The sequence below is a fragment of the Photobacterium sp. OFAV2-7 genome (assembly GCF_022347985.1).
Taxonomy (GTDB): Bacteria; Pseudomonadota; Gammaproteobacteria; order Enterobacterales; family Vibrionaceae; genus Photobacterium.
The window spans coordinates 1-12,761 of record NZ_JAKRFQ010000056.1; the positions used below are offsets into that span (position 1 = coordinate 1).

General features: G+C 50.9%; 12 protein-coding genes. All 12 read right to left on the minus strand.

Annotated elements, in window-relative coordinates:
• A partial coding sequence (dnaE, locus tag MHN01_RS06075; RefSeq protein ID WP_239410502.1) for a DNA polymerase III subunit alpha occupies positions 1 to 1,498 on the minus strand: 1,498 nt, incomplete at its 3' end.
• 136 nt (positions 1,499 to 1,634) lie between these two features.
• Complete coding sequence (gene rnhB / locus MHN01_RS06080) at positions 1,635 to 2,240, minus strand: ribonuclease HII (protein ID WP_239410503.1); 606 nt, start codon at positions 2,238 to 2,240, stop codon at positions 1,635 to 1,637.
• The gene (gene lpxB, locus MHN01_RS06085) at positions 2,241 to 3,380 is read right to left on the minus strand and encodes a lipid-A-disaccharide synthase (protein WP_239410504.1); all 1,140 of its coding nucleotides are present in this window, start codon (positions 3,378 to 3,380) and stop codon (positions 2,241 to 2,243) included.
• Positions 3,381 to 3,382: 2 nt separating this feature from the next.
• On the minus strand, positions 3,383 to 4,171 hold the full coding sequence (gene lpxA, locus MHN01_RS06090) for an acyl-ACP--UDP-N-acetylglucosamine O-acyltransferase (RefSeq protein ID WP_239410505.1): 789 nt from the start codon (positions 4,169 to 4,171) through the stop codon (positions 3,383 to 3,385).
• Positions 4,171 to 4,623: a 3-hydroxyacyl-ACP dehydratase FabZ gene (gene fabZ, locus MHN01_RS06095; protein WP_075762723.1), complete on the minus strand. Its 453-nt coding sequence runs from the start codon at positions 4,621 to 4,623 to the stop codon at positions 4,171 to 4,173. Before fabZ ends, lpxA begins: the two co-directional genes overlap by 1 nt.
• 101 nt (positions 4,624 to 4,724) lie before the next feature.
• Positions 4,725 to 5,750 carry a UDP-3-O-(3-hydroxymyristoyl)glucosamine N-acyltransferase gene (lpxD, locus tag MHN01_RS06100; protein ID WP_239410506.1) on the minus strand — a complete coding sequence of 342 codons (1,026 nt, stop codon included), beginning with the start codon at positions 5,748 to 5,750 and terminating at the stop codon, positions 4,725 to 4,727.
• A gap of 134 nt (positions 5,751 to 5,884) precedes the next feature.
• The gene (locus MHN01_RS06105; protein WP_239410507.1) at positions 5,885 to 6,394 is read right to left on the minus strand and encodes an OmpH family outer membrane protein; all 510 of its coding nucleotides are present in this window, start codon (positions 6,392 to 6,394) and stop codon (positions 5,885 to 5,887) included.
• 17 nt (positions 6,395 to 6,411) lie between these two features.
• A complete protein-coding gene (bamA, locus tag MHN01_RS06110) occupies positions 6,412 to 8,835 on the minus strand; it encodes an outer membrane protein assembly factor BamA (protein WP_239410508.1) in 2,424 nt (807 codons plus the stop codon).
• Positions 8,836 to 8,871: 36 nt separating this feature from the next.
• Positions 8,872 to 10,227, minus strand: a complete 1,356-nt coding sequence (gene rseP / locus MHN01_RS06115; protein ID WP_239410509.1) for a sigma E protease regulator RseP — start codon at positions 10,225 to 10,227, stop codon at positions 8,872 to 8,874.
• Positions 10,224 to 11,420, minus strand: a complete 1,197-nt coding sequence (ispC, locus tag MHN01_RS06120; RefSeq protein ID WP_239410510.1) for a 1-deoxy-D-xylulose-5-phosphate reductoisomerase — start codon at positions 11,418 to 11,420, stop codon at positions 10,224 to 10,226. Before ispC ends, rseP begins: the two co-directional genes overlap by 4 nt.
• A 183-nt stretch (positions 11,421 to 11,603) precedes the next feature.
• Positions 11,604 to 12,452 (minus strand): phosphatidate cytidylyltransferase, encoded by an 849-nt coding sequence (locus MHN01_RS06125; RefSeq protein ID WP_239410511.1) that lies wholly within the window; start codon positions 12,450 to 12,452, stop codon positions 11,604 to 11,606.
• A gap of 73 nt (positions 12,453 to 12,525) precedes the next feature.
• A partial coding sequence (locus tag MHN01_RS06130; RefSeq protein WP_239410512.1) for an undecaprenyl diphosphate synthase family protein occupies positions 12,526 to 12,761 on the minus strand: 236 nt, incomplete at its 5' end.

Sequence of the window (12,761 nt, forward strand, 5' to 3'; positions counted from 1 at the left end):
TCCGACACATATCAATCAGATCTTTGACTTCCTCGTCAGCCTCGTAGACCTGACCCAACTGTGGCTCGGCATCAAAGGCCTTTGCCAGTGTCATGCCGGGCTCAGCCGGAACCAGCTTGGAAATTCGATCGACAAAGCCATAAGGGTGGCCCAGTACCCGGCCAACATCACGGATAACCGCCTTCGCCGCCATGGTACCAAAAGTAATGATCTGCGATACTGCATCGCGGCCGTACATTTCCGCCACGTGGTCAATAACCAGATCACGCTTGTCCATACAGAAGTCGATATCGAAATCAGGCATGGAGACACGCTCCGGGTTCAGGAATCGTTCGAACAGCAGGTCAAATTCCAGCGGATCCAGATCGGTAATATCCAGAGCGTAAGCCACCAGTGAACCGGCACCGGAACCACGTCCCGGTCCTACCGGTACTCCGTTATCCTTAGACCACTGGATGAACTCCATAACGATCAGGAAGTAGCCGGGGAAACCCATCTGGTTGATCACTTTCAGCTCGACATCCAGACGCTCGTCGTATTCCGGGCGGCGTTTGGCACGCTCTTCCTCATCCGGGAAAAGGAAAGCCAGACGGCGTTCCAGGCCTTCCTGCGACTCCTTGATCAGGAAGTCCTCGATAGTCATTTCACCGGTCGGAAAGTTAGGCAGAAAGTATTCGCCCAGACGTACCGTCACATTACAGCGCTTAGCTATTTCAACACTGTTTTCAAGCGCTTCGGGAATGTCCGAGAACAGCTCGCACATTTCCTCTTCGCTACGCAGATACTGCTGCGCACTATACAGTTTAGGGCGGTTAGGATCCGCCATGGTATAGCCGTCATGGATCGCAACGCGGATTTCATGGGCGTCAAACTGATCTTCGGACAACAACCTGACATCGTTGGTTGCCACGACCGGCAACTCTGCCTGCTCGGCCAGCTCTACAGCAAAATGCAGGTAAGCATCTTCGTCGGCGCGACCGGTGCGGACCAATTCAAGATAGTAGCTATCCGGGAAATAGGTCTGATAAAACTCAACGCAGCGCTCAACCATCTGCTGGTTGCCTTTAAGCAGTGCCTTGCCGACATCACCACTTTTACCGCCAGAAAGCAGGATCAGCCCTTTCTTGTGCTCAATTAGCCACTCTTTGTCCATCACAGGTAAATGCTGGACATGACCACGCTGATAGGCTTTGGAAATCAGCATAGTCAGGTTCTGATAGCCGTCGTTATCTGCTGCCAATATGGTCAGATCCGCCAGCTCCTCGCCCATCTCCTCAGACAGGACCTTGAAGTCTGCGCCGATAATCGGCTTCACGCCAGCACCATGGGCTGCAAAGTAGAATTTCACCAAACCACACAGGTTGGTAAAGTCGGTCAACGCCATTGCCGGCATCCCCATTGCCGCGACTTTTTTAACCAGCGGTGGGACCTTGGACAGACCGTCCACCATTGAGAAATCACTGTGGACACGTAGATGAATAAAGCGAGGTTCAGCCATGACTAACCAGATTTGATGTGTTCTTGATAATTAAGCGAGGATTATAGCTCAAAGGGCCAGAATCATCACCGAATGTGGCCTAATGATTGAGGCGATACTCATTAGGCCAACAACGTGAAGCTGCCCGGGGATAAAATCAATCGATACCCAGGATCCGTTTTACCGGCTTGAAGCTCTTACGGTGTTGCTCGATTGCGCCCAGCTTCTCCAGTGCTTCAAAGTGCGCTTTGGTCGGGTAGCCCTTATGCTTGGCAAACCCATAGTCCGGATACTGGGCATCCAGCGCTTCCATTTCCCTATCCCGGGTGACCTTGGCCAGAATTGAAGCCGCACTGATTTCAGCAACCCGCAAATCGCCTTTCACAACCGGCTGCGCCGCCATCGGCAATTCCGGCACTTTGTTGCCATCAACCAGCACGTAATCAGGCTGTGTCGTCAGGCCAGCGACCGCACGCTGCATCGCTACCATAGTGGCCTGCAAAATGTTCAGCTGGTCAATTTCCTCAGGCTCGCAGCGACCCAGCGACCATGCCAGCGCCTTTTCTTTAATTTCATCGAACAGAAGGTTGCGCTTCTTTTCGCTCAGCTTTTTGGAATCCGTCAGCCCTTCAATCGGGTTGTTCGGATCCAGGATCACTGCGGCTGTTACCACGGCGCCGACCAGCGGACCTCGACCAACTTCATCAACGCCGGCAATTAGGTTGGCCTGCGGGTACTCAAAGGGTTCTAGAATGGTTGCCATTTATCTATCTATCAGTTTCAGGACAGCAGTGGCTGCCTGCTTATCCGCATCACACTTGATAAGTTGATGCAGACGGGTAAATTCATTCATCAGCTCGCTGTTATTCGAGCCAAGGAAGCGATCGACTTCAGCACAGAGCTTGTCGGGTGTACAGTCATCCTGCAGCAGCTCCGGCACCAGCTCGCGATCAGCCAGAATATTGGCCAGCGAGACATACTTGGTTTTCAGCATCCGCTTTGCCAGCCAGGCTGTCAGCGGTTTAACCTTGTAACCGACGACCATCGGGCGCTTGACCAGCATGCACTCGAGCGCCACAGTGCCCGACGCCAGTAATACTGCATCAGAAGCCGTCATCACATTTCGCGCCGTATCATCAACCAGCACAAAATCCAGCTCCGGTGCAGTCTCCTGCCATGCCTGCTCGAACTGCTCACGGCGCTTCTGGTTCACCAGCGCAACGACAAAGCCCAAGTCCGGGTGCTTCTGCTTGAGCAAACGGCAGGTTTCGATAAACGGTGCCGCCAGCATCCCCATTTCGCTGCCGCGGCTACCCGGCAATACCGCCAGCCAGCGTTTGTTGCTATCGAGGTTGAGCAGCTCCCTGGCTGCCTGCTGATCCGTCTGCAACGGAATGGCATCAGCCATCGTGTGACCAACAAACTCGCAAGGGACATTGAACTTGTCATAAAAGGCCTTCTCAAACGGCAGGAAGGCCAACACCAGGTTGGTTGCCGCTTCGATTTTGAAAATCCGTTTCTGGCGCCAGGCCCATACTGACGGACTGACATAGTGAACCGTCTTGATCCCGCGCTGCTTGAGATCCAGCTCAAGGCGCAAATTAAAATCCGGGGCATCGATGCCGACAAACACGTCCGGTGGGTTGTCGGTAAAGTACTTCACCAGCTCCGCCTTCACGTTAAACAGGCGCGGCAGACGGCCCAAGACCTCAACAATCCCCATGACCGCCAGCTCTTCCATGTCAAACAACGTTTCACACCCTGCGGCCTGCATACGCGGACCAGCAATGCCGACAAACTCGGCATCCGGGTATTGCTCTCTGACAGCTTTAATAAAACCGGCACCTAAAATATCGCCGGAGATTTCCCCGGCGACAATTCCTATTCGAAGTGGCTTCGTCATAATTAGCGAATAATACCGCGTGTTGAATTTTCGAAGAACTCGGTAAACAGTTCGACAGCCTGATGCTCTTTGGCCATCTCTTCAATAACCGGCTTCACTTCAGCCAATGTTTTGCCCGAGCGGTACAGCTCTTTGTACACAGCGCGGATAGCACGGATTTCGGCTTTCTCGAAACCGCGGCGCTTCAGACCTTCGACATTAATGCCGAACGGTGCACAGTGGTTACCCTGCGCCATCACGTATGGAGGGACATCCTGAACCACAATCGAACCGCCGCCCAGCATACAGTGAGCACCAATCGTACAGAACTGGTGGATTGCCGTAATACCGCCAATAATCGCGTGATCGCCGATGGTCACATGGCCTGCCAGCGTCGCGTTGTTGGCAAAAATACAGCGATCACCAATCACACAGTCATGGGCAACATGCACATTAACCATGAACAGGTTGTCGTTACCCACCTTGGTGATGCCGTTATCCTGAATGGTACCACGGTGCATCTGCACGCTCTCGCGGATAGTATTGCGATCACCAATTTCCAGGCGGGTCGGCTCACCAGCGTATTTCAGATCCTGACACTCTTCGCCAATGGACGCGAACTGAAAAATTCGGTTTTCGCGGCCAATTGTCGTCGGGCCTTTGATCACGACGTGAGACATGACTTCAGTGCCCTCGCCGATTTCGACGTCCGCACCGATATAACTGAATGGACCAACTTTAACATTGGCGCCAATCTTAACGCCTTCTTCGATAATCGCCGAAGGGTGAATTTGTGCCGTTTCGTGAATCATTAGAACTCTCGTCTCGCGCATTTTAGCTCAGCAGAGCACACCACACCGCCGTCAACTTTTGCTACACCATTGAACATAGCAATACCGCGGCGCTCTTTCAGGAATTCAACCTCAATCACCAGCTGATCACCCGGGCCTACCGGTTTGCGGAATTTTGCATTGTCGATGCTGGCAAAGTAGTACAGCTCGTTTTCAGCCGGTGCACCAAAGGTCTTGAACGCCAGCAGGCCGGTTGCCTGAGCCATTGCTTCAAGGATCATCACGCCAGGGAATACCGGCATCTTAGGAAAGTGACCCGTGAACTGAGGTTCGTTGACAGATACATTTTTGATACCGGTCAGCGTTTTGCCTTCTTCGTAATGGGTTACGCGATCAATCATAAGAAACGGGTAACGGTGTGGAAGAAGCTCTTGAATCTCTGTGATATTTAGCGTTTTGTTCTCGCTAGTCAAAACTGAATTCCTGTCTAAGTAAGTTTAAAATACTGTATAACTTTAACGCAAAACGGCCTACACGGAGTGCAGGCCTGTTTCAGCAATGAAATCGGCAGCAATTAGCTGTTTTCTTCCAATTTCTTTTCAACGGTTTTAAGACGCTTGTTCATCTCGTCTATTTTCATTACCCGAGCCGCTGTTTTACGCCACTCGCGGTTTGGCTGCAATGGGATACCTGACGAGAACATACCTTTCTCCTCGATACTACGCATCACCATTCCCATACCGGTAATCGTCACGCCGTCTGCAATTTCAATGTGGCCATTGAGTACAGACGCACCGCCTATAATACAGTATTTACCAATTTTGGTACTGCCTGCGACAATAGTACCACCCGCCATTGCGGTACCATATCCGATCTGCACATTATGGGCGATCTGCATCTGGTTATCGATGATCACATTATCTTCAATAATAGTGTCATCCAGCGCACCTCGATCAATGGTAGTACAGGCACCGATTTCGACACGGTTACCAATTCGGACCGAACCAAGCTGCGGGATCTTCACCCACTCGCCCTTGTCATTCGCGTAGCCGAACCCGTCTGCACCAATCACAGTACTAGACTGAACTAGGCACTGTTCACCCAGCACGACATTGTGATAAATAGTCACGTTGGCCCACAGTTTGGTACCGGCACCGATCACGGCATTTTTACCGATAAAACAGCCTGGGCCAATTTGTACGTTATCGCCCAGCTGAGCACCGGATTCAATCACCGCATTGTGGCCGATAGCTACGCCCTCGCCGATAACGGCATCATCGGCAACAAATGCTGATGATGCAATATCAGTAGCGGCTACAGGGGTGGTATCTAATAGCTGAGCGATCAAGGCATAGCCCAGATACGGGTCTTTCATTACCAAGGCATTGCCTTCAAAGAAAGAAAGATCTCCTTCTTTCAGCATCACCGCCGAAGCCTTGCACTGCGCTAGGTGCTTGCGGTATTTACTGCTAGACAAGAACGTAATCTGCCCTTCTCCGGCCTGATCCATACCTGCGATAGATTCAATCACTACGGTGCCATCGCCACGTAGCTCTGCACCCAGTTTCGCTGCTATTTCAGCAAGAGTAATTCCAGCCATTATTTACCTTATTTCTTTGTAGTTGTTCAGCACCAAATACCCATCATATAAAACAAGACGAAAGTGCAGATCACAACAATTCAATCGTGCACTTTCGGCTCAGGCAGATATCAGCAGGGCTGAATAATTACCGTTTATTTAACTGCAGAGATCACTTTAGAAGACAAGTCATCTTTCGGGCTCGCATGAAGAACTGCATTGGCATCGATAACTATGTCATAACCTTCACGCTTGGCAACATCCTGGATGGCCTTACGGATTTTCTGAACCAGTTTCTGCTCTTCTTCTGCACTACGGCGACGCTGGTCTTCCTGCAACGCCTTGGCTTTCAGTTTATAGTTAGACTCAAGTGAAGCCATTTCACGCTGTAGCTTAGTGCGATCGCTAGCACTCATCAGCTCGCCGTCACGCTTCATCTTGTCTACTTTGGTTTTCATGCGACTTTCAATACCGCGCAGCTCGTCAATACGATCTTTAAATTCACCGCGCAGCTTTTCCGCCACATTATAACGTTTTGCCAACTGAGCCATAGCCTGACCAGTTGCGACATAGCCTACTTTTTGTGCCGCTTCAGCTGCCTGTGCGTACATCGATGAAGACAGAATTACCAGGCTAAGCCCTGCCGCTTTAATCCACTGTTTCAAAAGTATCTCCTCAAATTTTAGAATGTTCGTCCAATAGTGAAGGTAAAGAACTCTTCATCATCACCATCGTATTTCTTGATCGGACGAGCAATCGAGAATACGAGCGGTCCCATCGGTGACATCCACTGCAGGGCGGCACCGTATGAAGCACGGATCAATGACGGATCGGAATAGTCATCCAGATATCGGCCGTCACCGCTAGCTACATCATATTCCGTATCCCAAACGGTACCGGCATCGACAAAGATACTGGTTCGGATCTGGTTACGGACTTCCTCCGACGCAAACGGCGTCGGAACAATCAGCTCGGCACTGGCCAAGGCTGTTGCGTTACCACCAGCGGCATCATCTGTGCCCGTGGCACAGTTGTTGTTACCACCGCCGCTGATCCCGCCAGCTTCACAACCACCAACATAAACGGCTTTCGGACCAACAGTATTGGAACGGAAGCCACGCAGGGTAGAGAAACCACCGGCATAGAAGTTTTCATAGAATGGCAATAGCTGATCACTACCGTTATCGGTCGTACCGTAACCATTACCATATCCCAGCTTACCGCGTAGCAATAAGCTGAAGTCATGACCTTCGTTCAGCGGGAAATACTGGCGAACGTCATATTGTGCCTTGAAATACTGGGCATCGGAGCCCGGAATTGTCATCCGGAACGAGGCACGCTGATGGTTACCTGCCGTCGGGAAATAACCACGGTTAAGGTTATTTCGGGTCCAGGACACCGACCAGTCAAAGTCGTCCAGTTCAATCACATTGTCGCCACGGTCAAAACCGTGGATAGCCTTGAACTTCTCGATTTGGGCATATTCCTGAGTATTGGAGATCTTGTTATGATCGTAACCCAGGCCAAATTCGAAGAAGTTCAGTTCATCGAACGGGAAGCCCCATGTCAGGCTGGTACCATAGCTCTGGTTGGTATAGTCAGAGATGTTGGCATCCGACGCCTCGAACTCGTTGTAGTAGATCTTACCGCCGAGGCTGATACCGTCGAGGGTAAAGTACGGATCGCGGTATTCCAGGCTGATGTTCTTCTGGTAATCGTTCATCATCGCATTGATACCGAAACGGTTACCGGTACCCAGGAAGTTATCCTGCTGGATCCCCGCCTGGAAGCTGATGCCCGATTCGGTACCGTAACCCACACCGAAGTTAATATTACCGGCGTTGGCCTCTTTGACGTTGTACTTGATATCGACCTGATCATCGGTACCCGGAACGCGTACCGTCTGAACATCAACGTTTTCAAAGAAGCCGGTACGGCTTAGACGCTCTTTACCGCGCTCAACAGACTTCGAGTTCAACCAGCTGCCTTCCATTTGGCGCATCTCACGGCGAAGCACCTCGTCCTTGGTCGATGTGTTACCCGAGAACGTAATATTGCGGACGTAGATACGCTTGCCCGGATCGACATTGATCGTCAGTACAACCTGCTGGTTTAAGTCGTCAAAGTCCGGAATAGTCGTCACTTGCGGGTAGGCATAGCCCAGCTCGCCCAGCTTACGCTTGACCGCTTCTTCCAACGCCGTCACTTTGGCACCGTTGTAAACTTCCCCGGCACTGATAGTCACCAGGCTGTCAAGATCACCGACTTTGCCGGCCAGATCACCACGGAACTTCACGTCCTTCACACTGTACTGCTTGCCTTCGTCAATTTTCAGCGTGATATACACACCTTTCTTGTCCGGAGAGATTGCAACCTGAGTCGCATCAAGCTTGTACTTGAGGTAACCACTGTTCAGGTATTGCGAGCGCAATGTTTCCAAATCGCCGGCCAGTACCTGCTTCTGGTATTTCTCATCAGCCAGGAAGTTCCACCATGGAACTTCGGCCTGGAGGTTAAACTTATCCTGCAGCTCCTCATCAGTAAAAACATCATTACCAATAAAGTTGATTTGCTGAATTTTCGCCGACACACCTTCGGTAAAGACAAACTTCAGGTCAGCACGGTTACGCGGCAACGGGGTAACAACCGCCTTTACCGTTGCATTGTACTTTCCGACACTGTAGTAAAAATCTTCCAACCCTTTTTCAATCTTGCTCAGGGTCGTTCTGTCCAGCGCTTCGCCCACCATAATGCGCGAGGCATCAAGGTTTTCTTTAAGCTGCTCTTCTTTGATAGCTTTATTGCCAGAGAAGGTAATATTGGCAATCGTCGGGCGCTCGAGGACTTTAACTAACAGTGCATTGCCATCACGGTAGACTTTAATATCTTCAAAATTGCCAGAAGCAAAAAGCGCCTGAATCATTTCCGAGACATCACGCTCATCAACATCGTCACCCACTCGGACCGGCATAGTCAACAATGCCGCACCCAGCGTCACGCGCTGCAAGCCTTCGAAACGAATATCTTCAACTACAAATTGTTCCGCGCTCTGCGCAACACTACTACCGAGTAAAAGTGATGCGACCAACAGTTTTTTCATCGCCATTAGTGTTCTGATTATTCCTTGCTAAAAACGCACTTATTAAAGGCGGGTAAAATCATTGAATAGCGCTACGGCCATTAACGCAACCAAAATGGCTGATCCCACTCTGTAGCCTATATCCTGAACACGTTCAGAAACAGGACGACGAGTTACCGCTTCAATGGCGAAGAACATCAAGTGTCCACCATCTAATACTGGCAGCGGCAACAAATTAACAATCCCCAAGTTCACACTGATCAACGCCAGGAACCCCAGGAAATAGACTACACCGTAATCGGCAGTCATCCCGGCCCCCTTGGCAATCGAAATCGGGCCACTCAGGTTTTTTATCGCAACATCACCTGTTACCAACTTGGTTACCATATCAAAGGTTAGCGTAACCAGTTGCCAGGTTTTTTCTGCAGCCTTGCCGGCTGCTTCGACAGGACCGAACTGTAAATTAATCCGATACGACTCCGGCCAAGGTTCAACCTTGGGAGCAAAGCCTGCATAACCTATCACTTCACCATCACGCTGTTCTTTGGCATTCGGTGTTAGCGTTAACTTGACTGGCTTTCCTTCTCGCAACACTTCGATATCAAGCGCCTGTGACGGATGTGAACGTATCGCATCAACAACCTGCTGCCACTCCGTTATCGGCTTAGCATTGATAGCGACAATTTCGTCATTTAACTTTAATCCAGCGGTAATTGCTGCGCCATCATCGACAAGTTGCGAAATAACAAGTGTAATCGCTGGCGAGTAAGGGACAATCCCTAAGGAAGTCAGTACCCGCTCCTGTTCTGGATCAAACGACCAGTTAGTCAGATCAAGGGTACGCTGCACTTCATACTCAGTACCGGGCTCGACGACAGAAATAACCATTTCTTTGTCACCGATATGGGAAATCATCGCCATGTTAACGGATTCCCAATCAGCGGTTTTGATTCCTGAAATGGATTTTAGTTCCATTCCATTACTAATTCCTGCTTCGGCAGCAATAGATTGCGGAGCCACTTCACCAATTACCGGGCGTACTGCCGGTACACCGATGAGGTAGACAATCCAGTAGGCAAAGATAGCAAAAAGAAAGTTCGCCAACGGACCGGCCGCAACTATCGCACTGCGCTGCCATAGCGCCTTGTTGTTAAAAGCCAGGTGTTTTCTCTCTTCGGGCACATCATCAACACGCCCGTCCAGCATTTTGACGTAACCACCCAGCGGGATCATCGCCAGTGTATACTCGGTGCCGTCCTTGCCGACCTTACGCCATAGGGACTTACCAAAGCCAATCGAAAACCGCTCGACAAACACGCCACAGCGACGAGCGACCCAGAAGTGACCAAACTCATGGACCGCAATTAATATCCCCAGCGCCAGCAAAAAGGCACCCAGGTTCCACAAAATACCCATCATACAGATACCTTACCAATCACTTCGTGTGCTAATGTCCGGGCCATTCTATCCAGCTCAATAACGCTTTCCAAGTCAGTTGGCTCGCGCATTTGCGCCAGATCGAGAACCTGGCTATTCACACTGGCAATATCGGTAAACCTTAGCTGATTATTCAAAAACGCCGCGACAGCCTCTTCATTGGCGGCATTGAGCGCGGTTGTGGCTGCCTGTCCGGCATAACACGCATCCATCGCCAGCTTCAGGCACGGATATCGCTTAAAATCAGGTTGCAGGAAGGTAAATTCGCCAACTTTGCTAAAGTCCAGCGGCGCTACACCTGCCTCTACTCTTTCAGGATAGGACATTGCACAGGCAATAGGCGTTCTCATATCAGGCAGCCCCATTTGCGCCAGCACAGACCCGTCCTGGTACTGAACCATAGAGTGAATAACAGACTGCGGGTGGATGATCACGTCCATCTGCTCACGGGAGGCGTTGAATAACCAGCGCGCCTCGATGTACTCCAGCCCTTTGTTCATCATGGTAGCCGAGTCAACGGAGATTTTAGGGCCCATCGACCAGTTAGGGTGGGCAATCGCCATGGCAGGAGTTACCGCCTCGAGTTTCGAGACATCAGTATAGCGGAAAGGGCCGCCGGAGCCGGTCAACAAAATTTTGCTGACACCATGTTTGGCCAAATCGCAATGCCCCATCGCACGCTGAATCTCGGCAGGCAGGCTCTGAAAAATGGCATTATGCTCGCTATCGACCGGCAACAGTTCTGCGCCGTATTGCTGGCAGGCATCGATAAACATCTGCCCGGACATGACCAGGGCTTCCTTGTTGGCCAGCAAAATACGCTTGCCTGCCTTTACACCGGCCATCGTCGGCAGCAGTCCGGCCGCACCGACAATCGCCGCCATTACCGTATCAACTTCATCAAGGGCGGCCACCTGACACATTCCCTCAACACCGGCGAGTACTGCGGTTGGAATATTATGCTGTTTCAGTAACACGGCGAGTTCAGATGCCGCTGATTCCGAAGCCATTGCGGCATACTTCGGCTTCCACCTCTGGCATAGCTCAAACATTTTTTGGCTATTAGACCCAGCGGCCAGTGCAACTACCTCAAACAAATGCGGGTTTTGTGCCGCTACCGCCAACGTACTACTTCCGATAGAACCAGTCGCACCAAGAATCGTTAACTTACGCATAAAATCACTTTATTTAGCCGTGAAAAGCAGCCCATAAAAGGCTGCTCAGTAAAACAGGGGGCAGCTAAGCTTGTGTTTGCCCTGCTGGACAAGTCTGCTGTGCGGTTAGCCACACTCCGCGGCTCACAGGTTAGTAAGCACTCTTTCATTATGGCTGACGCCACACAGCAACAACCAGCTACATCATACTAGCCAGAGGTAAAGCAAAGCAAAAATAGGAAGGGCTGCTGTCAGACTATCAATTCGGTCAAGCACGCCACCGTGGCCGGGAAGGATACTGCCGCTGTCTTTGATGCCCGAGGCACGCTTGAACATGCTCTCGACCAGATCGCCCAATACAGAAGCAATCACAGTCAGCACCGCAATCACCAGCAGGCTGCCCAGGCTGACAAAAGGAATATCCATCAAGGCTGCGCCTCCCCAAGTCACTAGCACTGCCAGTACGGCACCGCCAACCAGCCCCTCAATTGTCTTGTTAGGGCTCACGGCAGGCGCCATCTTGCGTTTGCCGAAGCGTTTGCCCGAGAAGTAAGCCCCGGTATCCGCCGCCCAAACCAGGAAGCACACCAACATCACCAGCTTGGCACCGTGGTAAGGCGACTCGGCGTAGTTTACGGCACGGAGCATCAAGATACTCCAGAAGAAAGGGAGCAGGGTCAGCAAGCCAAAAAGGTACTTCAAAGAGGTAGCTTTAGACCAGAGCGAAGAACTAGAAGGGTAAGTGATGGTTAACATGGAAGCACCCAGCCACCAAACACCACCGAGCAACAGCATAGACTGATGCGATAGAGCCAGGACAGACAGGCTTTCTACATCCGTCGGCATAAAGAAGATTGATGCGCCTAAGGCAATAGCGGGTACTAACATCGCGCCCCAGCGCGATTTTGCATCAACAAATTGTGTCCATTCCCAAAAACCGACCATGGTAATCGCGGCTATAGCGAAAACAAAAGCAGGGAAAGGTAAAAGAAAAATCCCTGCTATTACTAACGGCGCGAGGATAAGTGCGGTAATGATACGTTGCTTAAGCAAGCTGCGTCCTCTCGTTATTCATTATATGTTAGTAACGACTCAGCATTTCTGTGCTGCTGTCTGTCTATTGCTACTATTTTTGTAATAAAGCCTGCACCTGCTCGCCGGTACATCCAAAACGGCGCTCACGGTTCACATACCACGCAACGGCATCTGCCAGGCTTTGCTCATCAAAATCCGGCCAATGCTGCTCAGTAAAGTACAGCTCAGCATACGCCATCTGCCATAACATAAAATTACTGATGCGACATTCACCGCTCGTACGGATCAACAGATCGACCTCTGGCAAACCTGACGTAGACAAACCTT